At 62.3% G+C, this 22,569-nt stretch carries 27 protein-coding genes and 1 pseudogene; 9 read left to right on the top strand and 19 right to left on the bottom strand.

Going from position 1 to position 22,569, the window contains the following annotated elements; genetic code table 11:
• Nucleotides 1–2: 2 nt before the first annotated feature.
• From HGP13_RS20880 to HGP13_RS20845, 8 genes are all read right to left on the bottom strand, one after another.
• Nucleotides 3–407 carry a hypothetical protein gene (locus tag HGP13_RS20880; protein WP_172228730.1) on the bottom strand — a complete coding sequence of 135 codons (405 nt, stop codon included), beginning with the start codon at nt 405–407 and terminating at the stop codon, nt 3–5.
• Between the two features lie 51 nt (nt 408–458).
• Nucleotides 459–1,874, bottom strand: a complete 1,416-nt coding sequence (locus HGP13_RS20875; protein WP_172228728.1) for a pyridoxal-dependent decarboxylase — start codon at nt 1,872–1,874, stop codon at nt 459–461.
• A 54-nt stretch (nt 1,875–1,928) separates the two neighbouring features.
• Nucleotides 1,929–2,660 (bottom strand): peptidase, encoded by a 732-nt coding sequence (locus HGP13_RS20870; protein WP_172228726.1) that lies wholly within the window; start codon nt 2,658–2,660, stop codon nt 1,929–1,931.
• A gap of 31 nt (nt 2,661–2,691) precedes the next feature.
• Nucleotides 2,692–3,486, bottom strand: coding sequence for a transglutaminase family protein (locus HGP13_RS20865; protein WP_172228724.1), 795 nt, complete (start codon nt 3,484–3,486; stop codon nt 2,692–2,694).
• Between the two features lie 85 nt (nt 3,487–3,571).
• On the bottom strand, nt 3,572–4,513 hold the full coding sequence (locus HGP13_RS20860; RefSeq protein ID WP_172228722.1) for an alpha-E domain-containing protein: 942 nt from the start codon (nt 4,511–4,513) through the stop codon (nt 3,572–3,574).
• A gap of 21 nt (nt 4,514–4,534) precedes the next feature.
• Nucleotides 4,535–5,947: a circularly permuted type 2 ATP-grasp protein gene (locus HGP13_RS20855; RefSeq protein WP_172228720.1), complete on the bottom strand. Its 1,413-nt coding sequence runs from the start codon at nt 5,945–5,947 to the stop codon at nt 4,535–4,537.
• Nucleotides 5,948–6,117: 170 nt separating this feature from the next.
• Nucleotides 6,118–6,354 carry an Lrp/AsnC family transcriptional regulator gene (locus tag HGP13_RS20850; RefSeq protein WP_010909609.1) on the bottom strand — a complete coding sequence of 79 codons (237 nt, stop codon included), beginning with the start codon at nt 6,352–6,354 and terminating at the stop codon, nt 6,118–6,120.
• Nucleotides 6,355–6,435: 81 nt separating this feature from the next.
• Complete coding sequence (locus HGP13_RS20845) at nt 6,436–7,059, bottom strand: DsbA family protein (RefSeq protein ID WP_246707076.1); 624 nt, start codon at nt 7,057–7,059, stop codon at nt 6,436–6,438.
• Between the two features lie 190 nt (nt 7,060–7,249).
• Between HGP13_RS20845 and HGP13_RS20840 the strand changes: the two genes are divergently transcribed.
• Complete coding sequence (locus HGP13_RS20840; RefSeq protein ID WP_172228718.1) at nt 7,250–7,663, top strand: DUF4864 domain-containing protein; 414 nt, start codon at nt 7,250–7,252, stop codon at nt 7,661–7,663.
• 4 nt (nt 7,664–7,667) lie between these two features.
• On the opposite strand, the gene tgt is transcribed toward HGP13_RS20840, so the two are convergent.
• The 7 genes from tgt to coaD form a co-directional block, all read right to left on the bottom strand.
• Nucleotides 7,668–8,798, bottom strand: a complete 1,131-nt coding sequence (gene tgt / locus HGP13_RS20835; RefSeq protein ID WP_172228716.1) for a tRNA guanosine(34) transglycosylase Tgt — start codon at nt 8,796–8,798, stop codon at nt 7,668–7,670.
• Nucleotides 8,791–9,060 carry a hypothetical protein gene (locus HGP13_RS20830; protein WP_172228714.1) on the bottom strand — a complete coding sequence of 90 codons (270 nt, stop codon included), beginning with the start codon at nt 9,058–9,060 and terminating at the stop codon, nt 8,791–8,793. The genes tgt and HGP13_RS20830 overlap by 8 nt, the downstream gene beginning before the upstream one ends.
• On the bottom strand, nt 9,050–10,138 hold the full coding sequence (gene queA, locus HGP13_RS20825; protein ID WP_172228712.1) for a tRNA preQ1(34) S-adenosylmethionine ribosyltransferase-isomerase QueA: 1,089 nt from the start codon (nt 10,136–10,138) through the stop codon (nt 9,050–9,052). The genes HGP13_RS20830 and queA overlap by 11 nt, the downstream gene beginning before the upstream one ends.
• Nucleotides 10,138–10,587: a DMT family transporter gene (locus HGP13_RS20820; protein WP_027044615.1), complete on the bottom strand. Its 450-nt coding sequence runs from the start codon at nt 10,585–10,587 to the stop codon at nt 10,138–10,140. The genes queA and HGP13_RS20820 overlap by 1 nt, the downstream gene beginning before the upstream one ends.
• Before the next feature lie 12 nt (nt 10,588–10,599).
• Complete coding sequence (locus HGP13_RS20815) at nt 10,600–11,112, bottom strand: peptidylprolyl isomerase (RefSeq protein ID WP_027029099.1); 513 nt, start codon at nt 11,110–11,112, stop codon at nt 10,600–10,602.
• Nucleotides 11,113–11,152: 40 nt separating this feature from the next.
• Nucleotides 11,153–11,647: a peptidylprolyl isomerase gene (locus HGP13_RS20810; protein WP_246707459.1), complete on the bottom strand. Its 495-nt coding sequence runs from the start codon at nt 11,645–11,647 to the stop codon at nt 11,153–11,155.
• 111 nt (nt 11,648–11,758) lie between these two features.
• Nucleotides 11,759–12,259, bottom strand: coding sequence for a pantetheine-phosphate adenylyltransferase (gene coaD, locus HGP13_RS20805; protein ID WP_172228708.1), 501 nt, complete (start codon nt 12,257–12,259; stop codon nt 11,759–11,761).
• A gap of 194 nt (nt 12,260–12,453) precedes the next feature.
• Between coaD and HGP13_RS20800 the strand changes: the two genes are divergently transcribed.
• Entirely contained in the window at nt 12,454–12,606 is a 153-nt protein-coding gene (locus HGP13_RS20800; protein WP_172228706.1) for a hypothetical protein, read from the top strand.
• Nucleotides 12,607–12,675: 69 nt separating this feature from the next.
• Here HGP13_RS20800 and gyrA read toward each other — a convergent pair whose 3' ends face one another.
• A complete protein-coding gene (gyrA, locus tag HGP13_RS20795; RefSeq protein ID WP_172228704.1) occupies nt 12,676–15,480 on the bottom strand; it encodes a DNA gyrase subunit A in 2,805 nt (934 codons plus the stop codon).
• A gap of 211 nt (nt 15,481–15,691) precedes the next feature.
• Between gyrA and HGP13_RS20790 the strand changes: the two genes are divergently transcribed.
• Together HGP13_RS20790 and HGP13_RS20785 are read left to right on the top strand one after the other, a co-directional pair.
• Nucleotides 15,692–17,392 (top strand): SulP family inorganic anion transporter, encoded by a 1,701-nt coding sequence (locus HGP13_RS20790; RefSeq protein WP_172228702.1) that lies wholly within the window; start codon nt 15,692–15,694, stop codon nt 17,390–17,392.
• Nucleotides 17,389–18,012 carry a ParB-like protein gene (locus HGP13_RS20785; protein WP_172228700.1) on the top strand — a complete coding sequence of 208 codons (624 nt, stop codon included), beginning with the start codon at nt 17,389–17,391 and terminating at the stop codon, nt 18,010–18,012. Before HGP13_RS20790 ends, HGP13_RS20785 begins: the two co-directional genes overlap by 4 nt.
• On the opposite strand, the pseudogene HGP13_RS20780 reads toward HGP13_RS20785, so the two are convergent.
• Nucleotides 17,976–18,646: pseudogene (locus tag HGP13_RS20780) on the bottom strand (helix-turn-helix domain-containing protein). The gene HGP13_RS20785 and the pseudogene HGP13_RS20780 overlap by 37 nt on opposite strands.
• Before the next feature lie 85 nt (nt 18,647–18,731).
• Between HGP13_RS20780 and HGP13_RS20775 the strand changes: the two are divergent.
• The 3 genes from HGP13_RS20775 (at nt 18,732) to HGP13_RS20765 (ending at nt 20,402) form a co-directional block, all read left to right on the top strand.
• On the top strand, nt 18,732–19,259 hold the full coding sequence (locus HGP13_RS20775) for a hypothetical protein (RefSeq protein ID WP_172228698.1): 528 nt from the start codon (nt 18,732–18,734) through the stop codon (nt 19,257–19,259).
• Nucleotides 19,260–19,291: 32 nt separating this feature from the next.
• Nucleotides 19,292–19,669 (top strand): VOC family protein, encoded by a 378-nt coding sequence (locus HGP13_RS20770; protein ID WP_172228696.1) that lies wholly within the window; start codon nt 19,292–19,294, stop codon nt 19,667–19,669.
• A gap of 103 nt (nt 19,670–19,772) precedes the next feature.
• Entirely contained in the window at nt 19,773–20,402 is a 630-nt protein-coding gene (locus HGP13_RS20765) for a MarC family protein (RefSeq protein WP_023670949.1), read from the top strand.
• Between the two features lie 18 nt (nt 20,403–20,420).
• Here HGP13_RS20765 and HGP13_RS20760 read toward each other — a convergent pair whose 3' ends face one another.
• Nucleotides 20,421–20,846 carry an OsmC family protein gene (locus tag HGP13_RS20760; protein WP_172228694.1) on the bottom strand — a complete coding sequence of 142 codons (426 nt, stop codon included), beginning with the start codon at nt 20,844–20,846 and terminating at the stop codon, nt 20,421–20,423.
• 131 nt (nt 20,847–20,977) lie between these two features.
• Nucleotides 20,978–21,499, bottom strand: a complete 522-nt coding sequence (locus HGP13_RS20755) for a single-stranded DNA-binding protein (RefSeq protein ID WP_172228692.1) — start codon at nt 21,497–21,499, stop codon at nt 20,978–20,980.
• A 227-nt stretch (nt 21,500–21,726) separates the two neighbouring features.
• Here HGP13_RS20755 and HGP13_RS20750 point away from each other — a divergent pair, with 227 nt between their 5' ends.
• Complete coding sequence (locus HGP13_RS20750; RefSeq protein WP_172228690.1) at nt 21,727–22,041, top strand: metalloregulator ArsR/SmtB family transcription factor; 315 nt, start codon at nt 21,727–21,729, stop codon at nt 22,039–22,041.
• Between the two features lie 32 nt (nt 22,042–22,073).
• Nucleotides 22,074–22,550 carry an SRPBCC domain-containing protein gene (locus HGP13_RS20745; protein ID WP_172228688.1) on the top strand — a complete coding sequence of 159 codons (477 nt, stop codon included), beginning with the start codon at nt 22,074–22,076 and terminating at the stop codon, nt 22,548–22,550.
• Nucleotides 22,551–22,569: the final 19 nt, after the last annotated feature.

Below are 22,569 nucleotides of genomic sequence, written 5' to 3'. Positions count from 1 at the left end.
TGTCAAACCTGTTCGACGGCTTTTCGGAAAACGGACACTGCCTTGCCGGCCGAACGTATCATCAGGAACGTGCCGGACCAGTAGCCCGTGATTCGCCAAGCGCCCTCGATCTCGGTGGCATCACCATTCAGAACACCATCATATTCGATCGCATGTGCGTTCCGTTTGACGTTGTCATATGTCTTCACGAAAGTGACGATGCTCCCTGCGCGATCTCCCAGTATCGTCGCGTAAACTATCGAACCGTCCAGCGAAGGCGCGGGTTCGTGAACTGCGCCTGTGAGCCTTGTAGCAGTCCCGATCAGCGTCGCGACAAAAGAGACCGGTTCCAGGTCACGCGGATAAAAATATCGCCCGTGCCAGATGCCCGCCAGGCTTTCTGTTGTTTTCCCACCCTTCGCGCTCACATGGCCCTCTAAGCAGTGCGGTGACCCGCTGTGTATTCGCATGCTTTGTTGTCAGGCGACAATTGACCTTGCGCATTCGCAAATCACTTCGAAGGCTGCATCGACATCTTGCGCCGTTGCTTCAAACTGGCCGACCTGGAAGCGGATCGCCACCTTGCCATCGACCCGCGTCTGCGTCAGGTAGATGCGGCCATCGTCGTTGATCGCATTGACCAGCCGCAGATTGTGCGCGTCGGCATCGGCGCTTGAGGCCGCCTTGTGCCGGAACGAAAACAGCGACAGCATCGGTTCGCTGACAATGTCGAAATCCGGCTCCCCGGCCAGCCGTGTAGCAAGGCCCTCGCTCCAGGCGACATGGTTGCGGATCATCGCGCGCAGGTTTTCCATTCCGTGGGCGCGCAGCAGGAACCACAGTTTCAGGGCCCGGAAACGCCGGCCGAGTGGGACCGACCATTCGGAATAGTTGATGATGCCGTCGCGGCCATGCGTCTTTAGGAATTCCGGTTTTATCGCCAGGGTGCGAACCAGGTCCTCCGGCTGGCGCAGGAACTGGATCGAGCAATCGAACTGGGCGCCCAACCACTTGTGCGGATTGAAGACGATCGAATCCGCACGTTCGGCGCCGTTCCAGAAATGCCGGAATTCCGGACAGATCATCGCCGATCCGGCCCAGGCGGCATCGACATGCAGATAGAGCCCATGCCGCTTCGCCACCGCGGCAACGGCGGCGACGTCATCGGTGCCGCCAGTACTCGTGCCGCCGACGCTGGCGATAATTCCCGCGGGCAGCATGCCGGCTTCCCGGTCGGCGACGATCGCCGCCTCAAGCGCTGCCGTGTCCATGGCGCGAAAACGGCCGGCGACCGGGATGCGCACGAGATTGTCCTCGCCTATGCCCGAGACCCAGATCGCCCGGTCGATCGAGGTGTGCACCTGATCCGACGAATAGATGCGCAACCGGCCCTGCGCGGCCAGGCCCTTCTTGTTGCCTTGCCAATCCAGCGCCCGCTCGCGCATGGTCAGCACGGCGGCCAGTGTCGCCGACGAGGCCGAATCCTGGATCACGCCGGAGAACCCTTCCGGCAGACCGAGCGCCTGGCGCATCCAGTCGACGGTGCGGGTCTCGAGTTCCGTCGCCGCCGGCGATGTCTGCCACAGCATGCATTGCGCGGCCATCGCCGAAACCAGATATTCCGCCACCACCGACACTGGTGCGGCGTTCGCGGGAAAATAAGCAAAGAAGCGTGGATGCTGCCAATGGGTCATGCCCGGCACGATCTTCTCCTCGAAATCGGCGAAGATCCTGTCCATTGGCTCGGCATCTTCGGGTGGCGAAACCTCGATGCTCCTGAAAATATCGCCGGGCTCGACCAGCGGCCGCACCGGCCGTTCGCGCAAATTGGCGCGGTAGTCGGTGCCCCAGTCGGCGGCGCGCCGCGACCACTGCCGGAAATCATCATTGTCCATCGAGTCCTCCCGACATGATCGCCTCGCCGGCGCCCTCGATCTGTCAGGCGCGTTCTATCCGGGAAAGTCCGGCAGGCTGGCGAAGGCCGTCTTCAGCGCATTCGACCAGCCGTCCGAGATCGTGCGGTAATACTGGTCGTCTTGGCCGATCCGCTTCTTCAGGCCAACCTTGAAAGCGTCCTTCTCCAGGAACAGCAGGTCGAGCGGCAGGCCGACCGACAGGTTCGATTTCAGCGTCGAATCGAACGACACAAGAAGCAGCTTCACCGTCTCGGCAAGGCTCATCGTGCGCTCATAGGCGCGGATGATGATCGGCTTGCCATATTTTGTCTCGCCGATCTGGAAGAACGGCGTGTCGTCGGTCGATTCGATGAAGTTTCCCTCGGGATAGATCATGAACAGCCGCGGCGGGCTGCCCTTGATCTGCCCGCCCAGGATGAAGGAGGCATTGAAATAGGAATCGGCCTTCTCGCCGGCGGGCGAAGAGTGCGCGATCACTTCCTTGACCGTGTCGCCGACCAGCCGCACCGTCTGATACATCGACGGCGTTTCGAGCAATGTCGCGCGGCGATCGGCCACCGCCTTGGTGCGCTCTTCGAGCAGGCTGACCACGGCCTGCGTCGTCGCCAGATTGCCCGCCGACATCAGCACGATGACGCGCTCGCCGGGCTCCTCCCAGACATGCATCTTCTTGAAGGTCGAGATCGAATCCATACCGGCATTGGTGCGCGTGTCCGACATGAACACGAGCCCGCGATCGATCTTGAGCCCGACGCAATAGGTCATGGAATCTCTTCTGGCAGCAATCCTTGCCGGATTACTGCTCTACCGTGACGGTGACCGCAAGCTGTTCTTCCGCCTGTCCCAGTCGAATTCCCGACACCGGCGTGGCATCACGGTAGTCCCGGCCCGTTGCCACCTTTACATAACGTTCGTCAGGAGAAATGCCGTTTGCCGCGTCGAAGGCAACCCAGCCCAGTCCATAAACATAAGCTTCGGCCCAGGCATGGCTTGCCGCCTGCTCTACCGTCGCATCCAGCATCAGATAGCCGCTGACGTAACGGGCTGGAAAGCCCATGCAGCGCGCCGCGGCGGCAAAGATGTGGGTGTGATCCTGGCAGACACCGGTTTTCAGCGCCAAGGCCACCTCGGCCGGCGTCGCGGCATTGGTGGTGCCGGGAGTATAGATGACGCGCTCGCCGATCACAGCCATCAGCCGGTGAAGCCGTTCGATATCGGTTCCGCTACCGACTGAACCGGCGAGTTCCCGAATACCGCTGCCGATCGTCGTCAGCGGCGTTTCATGGCTGTACAGCCAGAGCGGTGTAAAGCCCTGATGCGGGCCGGAGACGCCCGCGGTGTCGCGCGTCACCACTTCGCCTGCTGCCTCGACCGTGATGAAGTCGCGCTCGCCCTCGACGCTCAACAGCCTTGTGTCGTTGCCGAAATGGTCGACAAAGCGGACCTCTTCGCGTGCGCCTTCGATCGTCAGCGCCCAGGACAAGACGGTCTGCGTCGACCCGCTGACCGGAAGCAGCCGCAGCCGCTGCAGCAGATACTGCACCGGCGCGTCGTAGCGATACTCGGTCCGGTGGGTGATCTTGAGCCGCATGTCTATTTTCCGTTTGTGAGCATGATCTCGCCCGAACACCGGAGCCCACTTTTCGCTGACGCGGTCCTTCGGTTCGGGATCATGCTCAATTGAACCGGTAATCTTGCGCGATCTCGTCGCCGAGCTTGGTGTTGTCGCGAATGAAATTGGCCAGGAATTCGTGCAGCCCGGCGTCGAATATGTCCTTGATCGACCCTGCCCTTAGCATTGCCTGCGTTTTTTCCGCCGTCGCGTGGCAGGCATGGCGTTCGCCGTAATCGTCGCTGAGGAATTTCAGGTGTTCGGAAAGGAAGCGATAACAGAAGGTCAGCGAACGCGGCATGCGGACATTGAGGATCAGGTAGTCCGCAATGTTGGTCGGCTTGTAGTCGGCGTCGTAGACCCAGCGATAGGAGCGATGCGCCGACACCGAGCGCAGGATCGATTCCCACTGATAGTTGTCGAGCGTCGAGCCGACCCAGGAGATCGACGGCAACAGCACGTAGTATTTCACGTCGAGGATGCGCGCCGTATTGTCGGCGCGCTCGACATAGGTGCCGAGCTGCGAGAAGTCGAAGATCTCGTTGCGCAGCATGGTGCCGTAGAACGAGCCGCGGATCAGCGCCGTCTCGCGCTTGATCGCGTCAAGCACGCTTGGCAGGTCGCGTTCGTCGATCGGCCTGGCCAGCATCCGCTTGAGTGACATCCAGGCTTCGTTGATGCTTTCCCAGGTCTCGCGCGTCAGCGCGGTGCGCACCATGCGGGCATTGTTGCGGGCCGTCTCGATCGAAGACATCGTGCTCGACGGGTTCGATGTATCGCGCAGCAGAAAGTCGGAGACGTTGGCGGCCGTGTATTCCGAATGCTTCTGCTTGAAGGTGACATCGGAGCCGGCGCTGAGCAGCACCGAATTCCATTCTTCAGAAGCGCTCTGGGTGCGGGTCAGCGCCATGCGCAGCCCGGCATCGACCAGCCGCGCCATGTTTTCGGCCCGCTCGATATAGCGGTTCATCCAGTAAAGCCCGTTGGCGGTCCGGCCTAAAAGCATTCAAAACCCTTCAAATGAAAATCAATCATCCAGCACCCATGTGTCCTTGGTGCCGCCACCTTGCGAGGAGTTGACGACTAGCGAGCCTTCCTTCAGCGCCACGCGCGTCAGGCCGCCAGGCACGATCTGGATGCGGTCGGAAACCAGAACATAGGGTCGGAGGTCGACGTGGCGCGGCGCCAGTCCCTTTTCCGTCAAGATCGGGCAGGTCGACAGCGCCAGCGTCGGCTGGGCGATATAGTTCGAAGGCTTGGCCGCCAGCTTCTTGGCGAACGCCTCGCATTCCTTTTTGGTCGCTGCCGGGCCGACCAGCATGCCGTAACCGCCGGAACCATGCACTTCCTTGATCACCAGCTCATGAATGTGCTCGAGCACATATTTCAAACTGTCCGGCTCCGAGCAGCGCCAGGTCGGGATGTTGCCGAGGATCGCCTTGCGGCCGGTGTAGAATTCGATGATCTCCGGCATATAGGAATAGATCGCCTTGTCGTCGGCGATGCCGGTGCCCGGCGCGTTGGCGATGGTGATGTTGCCGGCCCGGTAGACATCCATGATGCCAGGTATGCCAAGGGCTGAATCCGGCCGGAAGGTCAGCGGGTCGAGGAAGGAATCATCCACCCGGCGGTAAAGCACATCAATCTGCTTGTAGCCTTCGGTCGTGCGCATCGCGACATGGCCGTCGACAACGCGCAGATCCTGGCCCTCGACCAGTTGCACGCCCATCTGGTCGGCAAGGAAAGCGTGTTCGAAATAGGCGGAGTTGAAACTGCCGGGGGTCAGCACCGCGATGGTCGGCGCGCCCTTGGTGCTCTGCGGCCGCACCGCCGCCAGCGACTGGCGCAGCAGCTGCGGGTAGTTCTCGACCGGCCGCACCTTGATCTTCTGGAACAGCTCGGGGAACAGCTGCATCATCGTTTCGCGGTTCTCCAGCATGTAGGAGACACCGGACGGTGTGCGCGCATTGTCCTCCAGCACGTAAAACTCGTCCTCGCTGATGCGGACGATATCGACGCCGATAATGTGGGTGTAGACGCCAGCAGGCGGCCGCACGCCGATCATTTCCGGCAGGAAGGCCTCGTTCTTGGCGATCAATTCCCTGGGAACGCGGCCGGCGCGCAGGATTTCCTGGCGGTGATAAATATCGTCGAGAAAAGCGTTCAGCGCCTGCACGCGCTGCTCGATGCCTTGCGTCAGGCGCCGCCACTCATTGCCTGAAATGATGCGTGGAACGATGTCAAACGGGATCAGCCGTTCGGACGCCTCCTGCTCGCCATAGACGGCGAAGGTGATGCCGGTCTTGCGGAAGACGCGTTCGGCGTCCTGCATCTTCTCGGTAAGCCTGGCTGGATCCTGCTCCTTCAGCCAGCGATCATAAGCCGAATACGGTCTTCTCAATCCGGAGACTTCCGGAAGCATTTCATCGAACGCAGCCAATCGCATACTCCCCTGTGACGCCATTTCACTGGCGTCGCCGGAGAAAATCAAGCGCAATCGGTGATTTGGGAGATCCGGACGATCAGTATGTTGCGCCTGCCTAAAATTGAGGCAGTCGAAATATGACCTTGATCAGGCTTTGCCTCGTGCCCGGGCAGATGCATTTCTCGCTAGAAGGCGCGGAAGGTGACGACCGTGAAGGTGTCCTTGATTCCGGGGAGAATCTGTACCTTCTCGTTGACGAAATGGCCGACGTCTTCCTCGTCATCGACATAGAATTTGGCGAGCAGGTCGTAATTGCCGGCGGTGGAGTAGATTTCCGAGGCAATCTCGGCGTCGGCAAGCGCGCTGGCAACCTCATAGGATTTGCCGAGCTCGCATTTGATCTGCACGAAAAACGCCTTCATGGCTTCGTCCCGCTAAACGTCCAAGTCCAAGCGGCCCTTCTGGCAGACTGGAGGCGGCCTTTCAAGCGCTGGAATCCGCACTTAGCCGGCGCGGGCCCTGGCCACGGCCTCGCGCAGGTCCGCAACCGGCATGCCGCGCTTGAACAGTCTGCCGCCGATCACCAGCGCCGGTGTGCCCTGCAGCCTGAAGGCTGTTGCCTGGGCATCGTTGCGCGACAGCAAGGCATCGATCTCCGGCTGACGGGCAGCGAGACCGGTACGCGCGCCGGCAACATCGACACCGATCGCACCGAGAATAGCGTCGGTGCGATGCGCGGAAAGCCCACGTTCGTTGGCCATCAGCGCATCGACGGCGGCGGAATAATATGGGCCGGCCGACAATGCCATCCGCGCCGCGTCACGCGAGACGTCACCGAAGATCGGCCAGTCCTTCATCACCAGCCGGATGCCGTGATCCTCGGCCATCAGCTTCTTCAATTCGATAAAGACGAGCTTGCACACAGGGCACTGGTAGTCGACGAATTCGGCAATGGTCACATCCCCCTTGGGATTGCCAAGTGCCGGTATCGCCGGATCGAAGGCCACTTCCGTGACCGTCGGCGCGATCCTTGCCCAGGCCGGCAGCGGTGCCAGAGCCGCAAGGCTGGCGGCACCTCTGAGCAAAAGGCGCCGGCTGACAGGCTGCGCGAACATCATTTGTTCCATGGGTTGCTCGCTCTCTCCCCCGGGTTCACGATGAGCGCCCCGCCTTAAAGGAAGTTTAAGCATAGGAATCCGCCTCGGCGAGACGAATATTCTCGGCCGCTGAAACCGTGGAGCGCCGTCACGCGTATGTTAGAATGTGTCGTGGAACAGTCTTTCCGGAGGCATCTTCGAGGGTCAGTGGAGACAGGTCATGCGCCGCGCCTTTTTCGCATTCGCGTTCGTCATGCTCGCATACTCGGCCTTTGCCGGCGATGCCGAGGTCAAGGCTGGCCAGGCGGTCATCGACGGTCAGTTGAAGGCCCTCATCGCCAATGACGGCGCCAAGGCCTACAGCTTCGCTGCCCCGAACGTGAAGCAGATATTCCCGACCGTCGACGCGTTCATGAACATGGTGACCAATGGTTACCCGCCGGTGCGCAAGCCACAGTCCTATTCTTTCGGCAAGGTCGAGCAGACAGGCCCGGGCTCGATTATCCAGCAAGTGCTGATCGTCGGTCCCGACGGCAAGGATTATGAGGCGGTCTATACGCTGCAGCAGCAGCCCGACGGCACATTCCAGATCACCGGCTGCAGCTTGCGCGCGTCGAACTCGCTCAGCACTTGAGGTCTTACTGCACCGGGATGTCGCCCCTCGCCCAGCCTTCTGATATCTCAGCCCCACGCACCTCGAAGGTTTGGGTCTCGATCGCAGCGCGAATGTCCTGCATAAGCTTTTGATAATACGAAAGATTGTTCCAGGTCAGCAGCATCGCTCCAAGCGCCTCTTGCGAACGCACCAGATGGTGCAGATAGGCGCGCGAATAATCCCGAGCCGCCGGGCAGTCGCTTTCCTCGTCCAGCGGGCGCCGATCGTCGGCGTGACGAGCGTTGCGCAGGTTGACCTTGCCGCGCCTGGTGTAGGCCAGGCCGTGCCGGCCGGCCCGCGTCGGCATCACGCAGTCGAACATGTCGATGCCGCGCGCCACCGACTTCAGGATATCGTCGGGCGTGCCGACGCCCATGAGATAGCGCGGCTTGTCGGCAGGCAGTTCCGGACAGGTGATCTCGAGCATTTCGAGCATTACCGCTTGCGGCTCGCCGACGGCCAGCCCACCGACCGCATAGCCCTTCAGCTCCATCGCGCTCAGCGCCTGCGCCGAGCGCACCCTGAGCGCCGCGTTGTCGCCGCCCTGCACGATGCCGAACATCGCCTTGCCCTGCTGGTCGCCAAACGCCGTCTTGCAGCGCTCGGCCCAGCGCAGCGACAGTTCCATGGCGCGCTCGATCTCCTTCAGCTCGGCCGGCAGCGCCGTGCATTCGTCAAGCTGCATCTGGATGTCGGAATCGAGCAGGCCCTGGATCTCGATCGAGCGCTCCGGCGACATTTCGTAGGCGGCGCCGTCGATATGCGAGCGGAAGGTGACGCCTTTTTCGGTCAGTTTCCTCAGCTTCGACAGCGACATCACCTGAAAACCGCCGCTGTCGGTCAGGATCGGATGCGGCCAGCGGGCGAATTCATGCAGGCCGCCGAGCCGCGCCACACGCTCGGCGCCGGGTCGCAGCATCAGGTGGTAGGTGTTGCCCAGGATGATGTCGGCGCCGACGCCGCGCACCTGGTCCATGTACATCGCCTTGACGGTGCCGCCGGTGCCGACCGGCATGAAGGCGGGCGTCCGGATTTCGCCACGCGGCATGTCGATCACGCCGCGCCGTGCCTTGCCGTCGGTCGCCAGAACCTTGAAGCTGAACGGCTTAGTCATTGAATTCCTTGTCATGGACCGGCGCGCCTAGCGCCTGATTGTCGAGCGACTGGCGGTATTGCACGCAGCCGCGCATGAATTTGGGCCAGGGCGGCACGGCGATCGATGGCTGGGTCTTCTCCGGCAGCAGATCCCACAGATCGGGATGATGCCAGCACAGATCATGGCCTGACGTGTCGCGATGCGCACGAATGCCGGCGCGCAGCTTTTTAACTTCCGCAATCAGGCTTTCACGATCAAGGGTTTGCAGATCATCGTCCATCGCTCATCTCCGCTCGGAAAAGCAGGCTTGCGTCCCCATAGGAGTAAAACCTGTAGCGGTTGTCGATGGCATGTGCATAGGCCGCACGCATCGTGTCGAGGCCGCTGAAGGCCGAAACCAGCATGAACAGGGTCGAGCGCGGCAGGTGGAAATTGGTCATCAGCATGTCGGCGGTGCGGAAGCGGTAGCCGGGCGTGATAAAGATGTCGGTCGGGCCGGACCAAGCGGGCACCGTACCGTCCTCGCGCGCCGCACTCTCCAGCAGGCGCAGCGAGGTCGTGCCGACAGCAATGATGCGCCCGCCCCTCGCCTTGGCCACGTTCAGCGCGTTGGCTGTTGCCTCGCTGATCGAACCGATCTCGGCATGCATCTTGTGGTCGGCGGTGTCGTCAGCCTTGACCGGCAGGAACGTGCCGGCGCCGACATGCAAGGTGACGAAGTGGCGCTCGACACCCCTGGCGTCGAGAGCCGCAAAAAGCTCCGGCGTAAAATGCAGACCAGCTGTGGGTGCGGCAACGGCGCCCTCCTCCCTTGCATAGATGGTCTGGTAATCGGCCCGGTCGCGCTCGTCATCGTCGCGCTTCGAGGCGATATAGGGCGGCAGCGGAATATGGCCGACCGCGTGCAGCGCCTCATCGAGGAAAGGGCCCGACAGGTCGAAGCCAAGCAGTGCCTCCCCGCCCTCGCCCTTCTCGATCACCGTGGCGTCGAGTTGGCCGAGGAAGCAGGAATTGCCGTCATGGCCAAAGTGGATGCGGTCGCCGGCGGCGATGCGCTTGCCTGGTCGCATGAAGGCCAGCCAACGGTCCGGCGCCACGCGCATGTGCAGCGTCGCTTCGACCTGCGCCTGTGCTTCGCCGCGCCGCCGGATGCCTTTCAACTGCGCCGGAATGACCTTGGTGTCGTTGAAAACCAGCACGTCGCCGGCTTTGAGCAGGGATGGCAGGTCGCCAACCCTGCGGTCGTCAAGCGCCTTGCCCGGTTTGACCACGAGCATCTTGGCGCTGTCGCGCGGCTCTTCCGGGCGAAGCGCGATGCGCTCCTCCGGCAGGTCGAAATCAAAGAGATCGACGCGCATCAGTAGAGCCGGACGAGCAGCGCTCCGGCCAAGAGCAGCACCGCGCCGGCAACGCGGCCGAGCGAGATTTCGCGGACCGCGACGCCGAGGAAGCCGATGCGGTCGATGAGCATGCCGGCCAGAAGCTGGCCGGCCACCAGGAACGCCATCAGCGCGGCGGCGCCGATGCGCGGCGTCAGGATTGTGGAGAGCGTGACATAGAAGCCGCCGAGCATGCCGCCGGCGACGAACAGCCAGGGCGCCGGCGCCTTCCAGTCGAGCGTGATGCCTTGCAGCTTCACCACCGTCACGGAGATGATGCCGAGCACAACCGCGCCCGACAGAAACGAAAACGCAGCCGCCGCGACCGGGAGACCCAGGCCGCGCGCCAGCTGCGAATTGATCGGTGCCTGAATGGCAATGAAGGCGCCGGACAGGATGCCGAGAAGCGACCAGACGACGCCCATCATTGTCGTTCTACCTTACTTGACGTCAGCCGCGACCTTCAGCGACACGATCTTGTCGGGATCGACCACCGGCTCGCCGCGCTTGATCTTGTCGACATTGTCCATGCCTTCGATGACCTGGCCCCACACCGTATACTGGCGGTTGAGGAAGGCGGCATCGTCGAAGCAGATGAAGAACTGCGAATTGGCCGAGTTCGGATTCTGCGAACGGGCCATCGAGCACGTGCCGCGGCCGTGGTTGGCATTGGAGAACTCGGCTTTCAGGTCAGGCTTTTCCGAGCCGCCCATGCCCGCGCGGGAAGGCGCAAAGGTCGGCTTGCTCGAATTGCCGAACTTGACGTCGCCGGTCTGCGCCATGAAGCCGTCGATGACGCGGTGGAAGACCACGCCGTCATAGGCGCCTTCCCTGGCCAGTTCCTTGATGCGGGCGACATGGCCGGGGGCCAAATCGGGGAAAAGTTCGATGACCACCTTGCCCTTGGTCGTTTCCAGGATGAGCGCGTTCTCGCGGTCCTTGATCTCAGCCATTTTAGATATCCTTTTGAGAAAACAGAATTATTTGACAATTTTACTTGTCTGCGGCGATGCGCACTTTGATCATCCGGTCGGGGTCGGAGACCGTACCGTTGTCCGCCTCGTCGCCCTTCTTGATCTTGTCGACCAGATCCATGCCGCTGACGACATTGCCGACGATGGTGTACTGGCCGTCGAGCGGCGGCGCCGGCGCGAACATGATGAAGAACTGCGAGTTGGCGGAGTTCGGATCCTGCGAGCGGGCCATGCCGACCACGCCGCGCTTGTAATGCTCGGTCTGCGAGAATTCGGCCGGCAGGTCAGGCAGGTCGGAACCGCCGGTGCCGACGGCCTGGGCGTTGAAACCCTTCTTCATATTGCCGAACTTGACGTCGCCAGTCTGCGCCATGAAACCGTCGATGACGCGGTGGAACGCGACATTGTCATAGGCATGGTCACGCACCAGTTTCTTGATCTGAGCGACATGCTTGGGCGCCAGATCGGGCCGCAAAGCGATGGTGACGTCACCATCCTTGAGCGTGATGATCATGGTGTTTTCCGGATCGGCCGCATAGGCCGAGACCGATGCGGTCACGAGACCGGCAAGCACGACGAGGAACGAGGCAAGCTTTTTCAGCTGCATAAAAGGTCTCCGAAATTTCTATTTCGCGAATTTGGCGGTGAGCGCGCCGGCAACAGCGGCCGGCACGAAGGGGCGGATGTCGCCTCCCATCGAAGCTATCTGGCGCACAAGTGTGGCGGTAATGGTGCGTACCGAAGGGCTGGCGGGCAGAAACACCGTCTGCAGCTCAGGCGCCATGGTCTCGTTCATGCCGGCCATCTGCATTTCGTAATCGAGATCGGTGCCGTCGCGCAGGCCACGGATCATGATCGAGGCGCCTTGTTTCCTGGCGGCATCGATCACCAGCCCATCGAAGGCAACGACCCTGATGCGGGCGCCATCGCGGCCGAATTCGGCTTTCGTGGCAGCTTCAATGAGTTGCACCCGCTCCTCGAAGGAGAACAGCGGATTTTTGCCGGGATGAATGCCGATCGCGGCATAAACGATGTCGGCAACCGCAAGCGACGCCTTCAGCACATCGAGATGGCCGTTGGTCAGCGGGTCGAAGGAGCCGGCATAGAGGGCGATGCGTTCAGTCATGGCAGGTGCTTCTAGCGAGCCTCTCTCGCAAAGGCAAATCCGATCGGCGACAAGGCCATGAACCTTTTCCGGCACATGAACGACAGATGAACACGCTGATCACGAAGCCTTCACGCAGCGTTCACTAGGTTGCCCCTTAATAAGATGAAACCAAAATCCCATCTATCCGTTGAAAGGCGCAGGAGAACACGCAAATGCTGATCTACATGCTCGCCACCGCAATGACCGTCGCCATGCTGATCGCCACCGTATTTGGGCTGCATCAGGAGGCGCAACGCGTCCGCGTCAGGGCAACCACCAAGCGCTTGGAAGGCTTCGGCCCCCGCAAGCCGTATCGTCACTACTAAAGTTCGTCCAAACTTGCTGCTGCGCCGGCCAAAGGGCCGGCGTTGCTATGTCAAAACCTGGTCTAGGACTTACTCAACGCCGTCCGGACCAGTGTCAGATGCCGGAGCAGACTCAGCGCCACTCTCGACGATCTCTTCGCTTTCCTCGTCAGCTTGCGGCTCCGAGATCCGCTCGACCGACACCACCTTCTCACCTTCAGCCGTGTTGAAGATGGTCACGCCCTTGGTGGCGCGGCTGGCGAAGCGGATGCCGTTGACCGGCACCCGGATGACCGTGCCGCCGTCCGACACCAGCATGATCTGATCGTCATTGCCGACCGGGAAGGTCGCCACCAGCCGACCGATCTCCGCCACTTTCGACACGTCGGTGGCGCGAATGCCCTTCCCGCCGCGTCCGGTCAGGCGGAAGTCATAGGACGACGAGCGCTTGCCGTAGCCAAATTCCGTCACCGTCAGCACGTACTGCTCGTGTGCCTTGAGGAATTCGTAGCGTTCGTCGGAAAGCTCCGTCTCCTCGCCGACCTCTTCATTGGTCAGCGCGATCTCTTCCTCTTCGCCGGCAGCGATGCCGGCGGCAGCCCGCCGTTCGGCCGCTGCTCGCTTGAGATAGGCGGCGCGTTCGGCCGGCGGCGCGTCGACATGCTCGATCACCGACATCGAGATGATGCGGTCGGTCTCGGCCATGGTGATGCCGCGCACGCCGACCGAGTTGCGGCTCTGGAAGACGCGCACGTCGCCGACGGAGAAGCGGATGCACTGGCCGGAACTGGCGGTCAGAAGCACGTCGTCATTGTCGGTGCAGGTCTCGACGCCGAGGATCTCGTCGCCCTCCTCCTCCAGCTTCATGGCGATCTTGCCATTGCGGTTGACCTGGACGAAGTCGGAAAGCTTGTTGCGGCGCACGGTGCCGCGCGTGGTGGCGAACATCACGTCGAGTTCGCCCCAACTCGTCTCGTCCTCTGGCAACGGCATGATGGTGGTGATGCGCTCGCCCTGCTCCAGCGGCAGCATGTTGATCAGCGCCTTGCCGCGTGACTGCGGATTGCCGATCGGCAGCCGCCAGACCTTTTCCTTGTAGACGATGCCGCGAGAGGAGAAGAACAGCACCGGCGTGTGGGTATTGGCCACGAACAGCCTGGTGACAAAATCCTCTTCCTTGGTCGACATGCCGGAGCGGCCCTTGCCGCCGCGGCGCTGCGCCCGGTAGAGCGACAGCGGCACGCGCTTGATGTAGCCGGAATGGCTCACCGTCACGACCATGTCCTCGCGCTGGATCAGGTCTTCGTCTTCCATGTCCGCGCCACCGTCGGTGAGCTCGGTGCGGCGTGGCGTGCCGAACTCGTCGCGCACGGCGGCGAGCTCGTCCTTGACGATCTGCTGGACGCGCGCGCGCGACGACAGGATGTCGAGGTAGTCCTTGATCTCGTCGCCGATCGTGTTCAACTCGTCGGCGATTTCGTCACGGCCGAGCGCGGTCAGGCGCTGCAGGCGCAGTTCGAGGATGGCGCGCGCCTGTTCCTCGGAGAGATTGTAGGTGCCGTCCTCGTTGATGCGGTGGCGCGGGTCGTCGATCAAAAGGATCAGCGATTCGACATCGCCGGACGGCCAGCGCCGTTCCATCAGTTGCTCGCGCGCCGTCTGCGGGTCCGGCGCGGTGCGGATCAGCTTGATGACCTCGTCGATGTTGGCGACGGCGATGGCGAGGCCCACCAGCACATGGGCGCGGTCGCGCGCCTTGCGCAGCAGGAATTTCGTCCGCCTTGTAATGACCTCCTCGCGGAAGGAGACGAACGCCTTCAGCATGTCGGTCAGGTTCATCACTTCCGGCTTGCCGCCGTTCAGCGCCACCATATTGGCGCCAAACGAGGTCTGCAGCGGCGTGAAGCGGTAAAGCTGGTTGAGGATGACGTCGGCGACGGCGTCGCGCTTCAGCTCGATGACGACGCGATAACCCTGACGGTCACTTTCGTCACGGATGTCGGAAATGCCCTCGATGCGCTTGTCGCGCACCAGTTCGGCCATCTTCTCGATCATCGACGACTTGTTCACCTGATAGGGAACCTCGGTGATGATGATCGATTCACGGTCATTGCCGCGCTGTTCGATGTTGACCTTGCCGCGCATGACGATCGAGCCGCGGCCGGTCGAATAGGCGCTGTAGATGCCGGAACGGCCAAGCACGATGCCGCCGGTCGGGAAATCGGGACCCGGAATGATCTCCATCAGCGCCGGCAGGTCGATCGCCGGATTGTCGATGATGGCAATGGCGCCGTTGCAGACTTCGCCCAGATTGTGCGGTGGGATGTTGGTGGCCATGCCGACGGCGATGCCGCCGGAGCCATTGACCAGCAGATTGGGGAAGCGCGCCGGCAGGACCTTCGGTTCGGTGTCCGAGGCATCATAAGTGTCCTGGAAATCGACGGTGTCCTTGTCGATATCCTCCAGAAGCTCATGCGCAACCTTGGTCAGCCGCGATTCGGTGTAGCGCATTGCCGCCGGCGGATCGCCGTCGATCGAGCCGAAATTGCCTTGCCCGTCGATCAGCGGCACGCGCAGCGACCAGTCCTGCGCCATGCGCACCAAGGCGTCATAAATCGAGGCATCGCCATGCGGATGGTATTTGCCCATCACATCGGCGACCGGACGCGCCGACTTCACATATTTGCGGTTCCAGTGGTAGCCGCTCTCATGCGCCGCATAGAGAATGCGGCGATGCACCGGCTTGAGGCCATCGCGCACATCGGGCAGCGCACGGCTGACGATCACGCTCATGGCGTAAGAGAGATAGGAACTCTGCATCTCCTCGATGATGGAGATCGGCTCGATGCCGGTGGGGCCGCCGTCGGCGCCGCGCGGTGTCTTTTGGTCGGTCAAATTGGATCACAATCTAATCAGGAATCACTGACCGCTTATATAGGAAGCACGGGCGAAACTCCAATGTTCGCGGCACTTTTCCAGTGTCATTTTTGGTGGTAATTTCAAAAGGATACCGCAGATTGCGACGATATGGCCATCACGCTTTTCGCCGCCACCAAGGCAAAAGCCGGCAATGGACCAAATTCCCCAAGGAAAAGCAGCAGGCACCGTGAATTGGAGCCGTTGGCTGCCATTGCAGGCGCTGAGTGGCTGGCAGCCACGCGATCTCAATGGCGATCTGATCGCGGGTCTGACACTGGCGGCGATCGCCATTCCCGAGCAGATGGCAACGGCCCGGCTCGGCGGCTTTGCTCCCGAGGTTGGGTTCTTCGCTTTTGTTGCCGGTTCGGTGGCGTTTGCCCTCTTTGGCGCCAATCGTCACCTCTCGGCCGGCGCGGATTCGACCATCACACCGCTCTTCGCCGGCAGCCTGGCGCTGCTTGCCACATCCGGCTCGCCGCACTATCTGGCGCTGGCGGCCATGCTGGCATTGATGGTCGGGGTGATCGTGACCCTGAGCGGTGCCTTTCGCCTTGGCTGGATCGCCGATCTCCTGTCGGTGCCGGTCACGACAGGGTTTCTGGCCGGCATCGCCGTCCACATCATCGTTTCACAAATGCCCGGACTGCTTGGGCTGCCTGCCGAGAGCGGCGAAACCTTGCGGCGCATCACTGAGATCGCCGGCAGTCTCCATCTCACCAATCCCTTGAGCCTCGGGCTCGGCCTTGGCGTGTTCGCGATCGTGTTCGGCTCGGAACGGATCAGCGCCCGCATTCCCGGGGCGTTGATCGGCATGGTGCTCGCCACTACAGCGGTGGCCTTGTTCGGCCTCAAGGATCGCGGCGTCGAAGTGCTCGGCGCCCTGCCCAACGGCCTGCCGCAACCGGGCCTGCCGTTTGCCAGCCTGAGCGATGTGCAGGCGCTGGTGCCACTGGCGTTGCTGATCGCCATAGTCGTCATGGTGCAGACGGCGGCGACCTCGCGGTCCTTCGTGCCGCAGCAAGGCGACCCCGACGTCAATCGCGATTTCGTCGGCGTCGGCGCCGGCAGCATCGCGGCCGGCCTGTTCGGCGCCTTTGCCGTCAATGCCAGCCCGCCGCGCACCGCAATCGTCTCCCAGTCGGGCGGCCGCTCACAACTGTCGGGTCTCGTTGCCGCGGCCATCGTGCTGGCGCTCGGTGCCTTTGGCGGCGGTCTGCTCGCCAATGTTCCGCAGGCCGCTCTTGCCGGCGTTCTGATGTTCGTTGCCCAGCATATCCTGCGCTGGAAAGTGTTCGCCAATGTCTATCGGCAGGCGCCGGTCGAATTCATGTTGATCCTGATCACCATGGCGGCGATCGTCGTGCTGCCCATTCAGAGCGGCGTGGCGGTCGGCATCGGACTGTCGCTGTTGCACGGGATCTGGAGCGCGACCCGCACGCTTCCGATCGAGCTTGAACAGGTGCCGGGAACTTCCGTCTGGTGGCCACCGGGTAGGCCAAGTGCCGGTGAGCAGCTCTCGGGCGTGCTGGTCGCGGCCTTCCAGGCGCCGCTGTCCTTCGTCAACGCCGACCGCTTCAAGCGCGGCCTTTGCGATCTTGTCGATGCCCGCAACGAAACCGTGAAACTGGTCGTGCTGGAGGCCAGCAACATCGTCGAGATCGATTACACCGCCGCGCAAGCCCTGATCGACACCATCAAGCATTGCCGCAAGACCGGCGCGGTCTTTGCCATTGCGCGGCTGGAATCAGTGCGCGCCCAGGCGGCACTCGCGCGGTTCGGCATTGCTGAACTGGTCGGCACGCAGCACATATTCCACAGCGTCGACGCGGCGATCAAATCACTTGGTCCGGTGAAACAGCAGCAGCAAGAACAGGATGGAGTGCCATGATTGACCCCCGAGAACCCATTGTCACGCCGGTTCCCGTCGAGGACCTTCGGCCGACGCAGATAACGGTCGGCATGAGAGAAGTTGCGTTGAAGCGCCAGATGATCCGCGCGCAGGACGCCAGGAAGAAGACCGGGACTTTTCTCGGCAAACACATGGTTCCGGTGGTGTTGGGTCCCAAAAATCGCAACTACGTCACCGATCACCATCACCTCGCTCGCGCCCTGCTCGAGGAAGGCGTCAAGGACGTGCTTGTGACCGTGATCAGCGACCTGTCCGCGCTCGACAAGGACGCGTTTCTTTTCGTGCTCGATAACAGAGGCTGGATGCACCCGTTCGATGAGAACGGCCGGCGCCGCGATTACTCGGCAATTCCGAAGACAATCGGCGAGCTGATCGATGATCCCTACCGGAGCATGGCGGGCGAACTGCGCCGGCAAGGCGGCTTTGCCAAGGACACGACGCCGTTCAGCGAATTCATCTGGGCGGATTTTTTGCGCCGGCGCATCGACCGCGATGCGGTGACGAAGAACTTCGACAAGGCGATGAAGGATGCCTTGACGCTCGCCAAGGGCAAGGACGCGGACTATCTTCCGGGCTGGTGCGGACCGACCTCGGATTGAACTTGCCTCCGTCGAGGCACGCGCGCGCCGGAATTGCTTGATCGGCGGGCGCGATAATCGCGTGGCGTCTCGCCCATCACGCGTCGAAACCGGCGGTTGAACGTCGACAGGTCGTTGAAACCGGCGTCGAAGGCGATCGCCGCGGTCCGCGCCTGGCAGGTGTGGCGCCGGCAACCGTGGCCACGGCGGCAGCGGCAATGCGCAGGGAAAGTTCCTCGAAGGCATCCTTGTCGGCCATTTCACGCGCGGCTTCCGCCTCGGCCAGCAGAGATGCCAGCGCCGGCAAGGGCGGCAGGCGCGGGGCCTCGAAGGCGAGCGTCGTGGCGCCCGGCACGCCGGCGACGATCCGTTCCATATAGGCCGGTCCGAAATGGAACGAGAGGCAACGGTCGCCGCTGCCATGTTCGTGCCCGCATTCATAGCAGGTGCCGGAATTGCCAAGCAGAAGCGCGCCCGGCGCCAGCATCGCCGTGCCTTGTTGCGCACGGTAGCGGAACGTGCCGCTTGTCACTGCCGCGACGCAGAAATCCTGATGATCTTCCTCGAACGGCCGGTCGCCCACGCCGGCCGTGCAGACCACATCCGCCACCTGCCAGCCGGGTCCGGATGCGAGAGTGCGGATCGTCGCTGTCATGGCCGAAATATAGCAATTTTTCCCAAGCCCAGAACCCCGTCGGCGCCTACTCCTCCCGGTCTCCTGACAGAAAGAGACCGCCGCCATGTCCGACCCCTTTGCCGAAGCCCTGCACAGTCCCTGCCCGATCGACGGACTTGCCGAAAAACTGAACCTTTACGGCCGCTTCGTCGGCGCCTGGACTTTCAACGCCTCGCGCTACCTCGAGGATGGCACCGTGCTGACCGGGCATGGCGAGGTGAATTTCGGCTGGGTGCTGGAAGGCCGCGCCATCCAGGACGTGTGGATCCTGCCCGCGCGGGCCGCCGGTGCCCAGCCTTCCCTCGGCAAATGGACGTTCTACGGAACGACGCTGCGGGTCTATGATCCCGGCGCGGACGCCTGGCACATCTTCTGGAGCGATCCGCGCAACCAGTACTTCAGCCGCCAACTCGGCCGTGCCGAGGGCGACACCATCGTGCAGGTCGGCGCAGACGGCACCGGCTCGTCGGTGCGCTGGAGTTTCTCGCGGATCACCGAGAACTCCTTCCGCTGGCTCGGCGAGCGCTCGCACGACGGCGCGGACTGGCACCTCGAAGTCGAATTCCTGGCGCGACGAACGATAGCAGCCTGACCCAACAACCCTTTGTAACAATGGAGAAAGCCATGTTCGATCATATCTCGATCGGCGTCCGCGACGCCAACGCCTCGAAGCGCTTCTATGACGCGGCGCTGAAGCCGCTCGGCTATACTTGCCTCAGCCAGTCGCCGGGCTCATTGGGTTACGGCGCCCAGAGCGTCGCGCTATGGGTCAACGAGGCGGCGCGGCCGGTGCCGGCGGACGAAAAATCCGGCCTGCATTCCTGCTTCACCGCGCCGACACGGGACAGCGTCGACGCGTTACATGCCGGCGCCATGCGCGAAGGCGGCAGCGACAATGGCGCGCCGGGCCTGCGCGCCGCCTATGATGAGAATTATTACGCGGCCTTTGTCCTCGACCCGGATGGTTATCGCCTCGAGGCTTATTGCAGCGCTGCCGACTGACGTGACGAAGCTCCGCAGTTTCGCAGTCCTGACAGTTCCCACCGACCGGGCTTTGCTCTACCAATATCGGGGCGCGGGCTCGGCCCGGCGGGAGGGGTCAGCGATGCCGAGTTTCGACAGCCTATTCAATGCCTTCGTCACCATTCTCGTGACCATCGATCCGCCTGGCCTGGCGCCGTTGTTCCTCGCCGTGACACGCGGCATGAACCGCGAAGAGCGCCAGCAGGTTTCGGTGCGCGCTTCGATCATCGGCTTCCTGGTGATGGCGCTGTTCGCGGTCGCCGGCGCCTCGATCCTGTCGGTGTTCGGCATCACGCTGCCGGCCTTCCGCGTCGCCGGCGGCTTTCTGCTGTTCTTCATCGCCTTCGAAATGGTCTTCGAGCGCCGCCAGGACCGCAAGGAGAAGATCGGCGACGTCGCCATCACCAAGGACATGATCCACAACATCGCCGCCTTCCCGCTGGCGATCCCGCTGATCGCCGGTCCCGGCGCGATTTCGGCGACGGTGCTGCTCTCCGGTTCGTTTCAAGGTTTTGCCGCACAGGCCGCACTGGTCGGCATCATCTTCGTCTGCCTCGCTATCACTTATCTGGTGTTCGTGCTGTCGGAACGCATCGACCGCATCCTTGGCCAGACCGGCCGCTCAATCCTGACCCGCCTGCTCGGCGTCATCCTGGCCGCACTGGCCGTGCAGTTCGTCGCGGATGGCATCAAGGCATTGATGGCCGGGTGAACGGCAGCCCCTACTGCCCTACTTCGCCGTCGTGTCGATCACTTCAAAGTCGTGTGTGATCGTTGCCGTTTTGGCCATCATGGCGGAAGCCGAGCAGTATTTTTCGATCGAAAGATTGATCGCGCGTTGAACCTTGTCCGACGACAGCGCCCTGCCCTTGACGATGAAATGCATATGGATGCGCGTGAACACCTTTGGGTCAGTCGCGGCCCGGTCGGCATCGAGTTCGACCACGCAGTCCTCGACCGCCTCGCGGCCCTTTTCGAGGATATGCACGACATCATAAGCCGAACAGCCGCCAGTGCCGATCAGCACCAGTTCCATCGGGCTCGGCCCCGGCGTCTTGCCTTCCGGTCCGGACGCGGTTCCCAGCACCACTTTGTGGCCGCTGCCGGACTCGCCAACGAAGGTGCGCTCTTCGACCCACTTGACCCGTGCCTTCATCGAACTCGTCCTTTCGTCCCTTGATCGCGCATGCTGTCTGGCCAAATCAACAATGCAAAACCCCGAAAGTCCATGCAGGACTCTCGGGGTGTATCGATCGCGCGACATCAGCCGCCTGGTGTTGCTTTCGATCAGAACGGGATTTCGTCGTCCAGCTCGCGCGACGAACCGCCGCCACCGCCGCCCCTGGGAGCGCCGCCGCCACGGTTGAAGCTCTCGCTCGGGCTCGACTGGCCGAAATCGGAACCGCGGCTGCTGCCGCCACCGGAATAGCTGCCGACCTGGCCGCCCTCACCCTGGCCGCGCGCGTCGAGCATCTGCAGCTCGCCGCGGAATTTCTGCAGCACGACTTCCGTCGTGTACTTGTCGGCACCGGTCTGGTCCTGCCATTTGCGCGTCTGCAGCTGGCCCTCGACATACACCTTCATGCCCTTCTTCAGATACTGCTCGGCCACCTTGGCGATGCCCTCATTGAAGATGACGACATTGTGCCACTCGGTCTTTTCCTTGCGCTCGCCCGAATTCTTGTCGCGCCAGCTTTCCGACGTGGCGATGCGGATGTTGACGACCGGCTCGCCCGAGTTCAGGCGACGGATTTCAGGGTCCGCGCCGAGATTGCCGACCAGAATGACCTTGTTGACGCTACCCGCCATGATTTTTCTCCGCGCTCATCCGAAAACAAAATTTTGTCGCAGCACCTTACAGGCTACCGACGTCAGCCGCTTGCCAAGGCTGGCTTTTCCCACAACGTTTTTGTTCCCTTTTCGTTCCTATATGCACTGCCGCTGATTGTCAAGGAATGGCAGCAATGCCCGTGACCATCATATGGGTTTCAAAACAGCGCTTGCCAAATCGATAAGTATCAACTTATGCTTTTGCCATGATCGAAGCCGAGATTTTCCGCGCCCTGGCCGACCCGACGCGCCGCGCCGTCTTCGAGCGTCTCGCCGCAGCTGAGATGAGCGTGTCGGAATTGCGCAACGGCCTGACGGTTTCGCAGCCGGCGGTGTCGCAGCACCTGGCGGTGCTGCGTGGCGCCGGCCTGGTGGTCGAGCGGCGGGCCGGCCGCAACGCCTACTATCGCGCCGACCCGCAAGGGCTTGCCCCCTTGCTCTCCTGGATCGAACGCTACCGGACCTTCTGGCCGGAGCGCATCGAAAGGCTGAAGACGGTTTTGAAGGACATGGATCAATGAAGGATTTGGGATCAGCGAAGGACGCGGGATCAATGAACGCTAAAGAACAAAGCGAAATTGCCGCCGATGCGCTCGAGTTCGAATACGATCTCGCCGAGCCGCCCGAGAAAGTGTGGCGGGCGCTGACCGTGCCGGAACTGCTCGCGGCCTGGATGATGCCGAACGACATCAAACCACAGACCGGCAGCAATTTTACCTTTGCCGGCCCGGACACGGCGATCGAATGCGAAATCCTCGAAGCCGAGGCGGAGCACCTGCTGCGCTATTCCTGGCGCGAGCAGCCACGCGATGCCACGCGGCAGGATCCGCTCGACAGTATCGTCACCTTCACACTCGCCCGCACCGTTTCCGGCGGCACGCATTTGCGCATTGTCCATGACGGCTTTGCCCGCAAGGCGATGCCTGCTGTCGCCATGGCGGGCGCCGGCTGCCGGCTTCCGCTCGGCTTGCGCGGAGCCGGAACGCCTATCGCCGCCAACACGCCGCACCTTCTGCTGCGCGCGGCATAAATACGGAAATCGGAGACGA

Origin of the sequence: Mesorhizobium sp. NZP2077 (assembly GCF_013170805.1) — a bacterium.
Taxonomy (GTDB): domain Bacteria; phylum Pseudomonadota; class Alphaproteobacteria; order Rhizobiales; family Rhizobiaceae; genus Mesorhizobium.
Note: the sequence above shows the minus strand (reverse complement) of the source record. Positions and strands in the feature narration are given on the sequence as shown.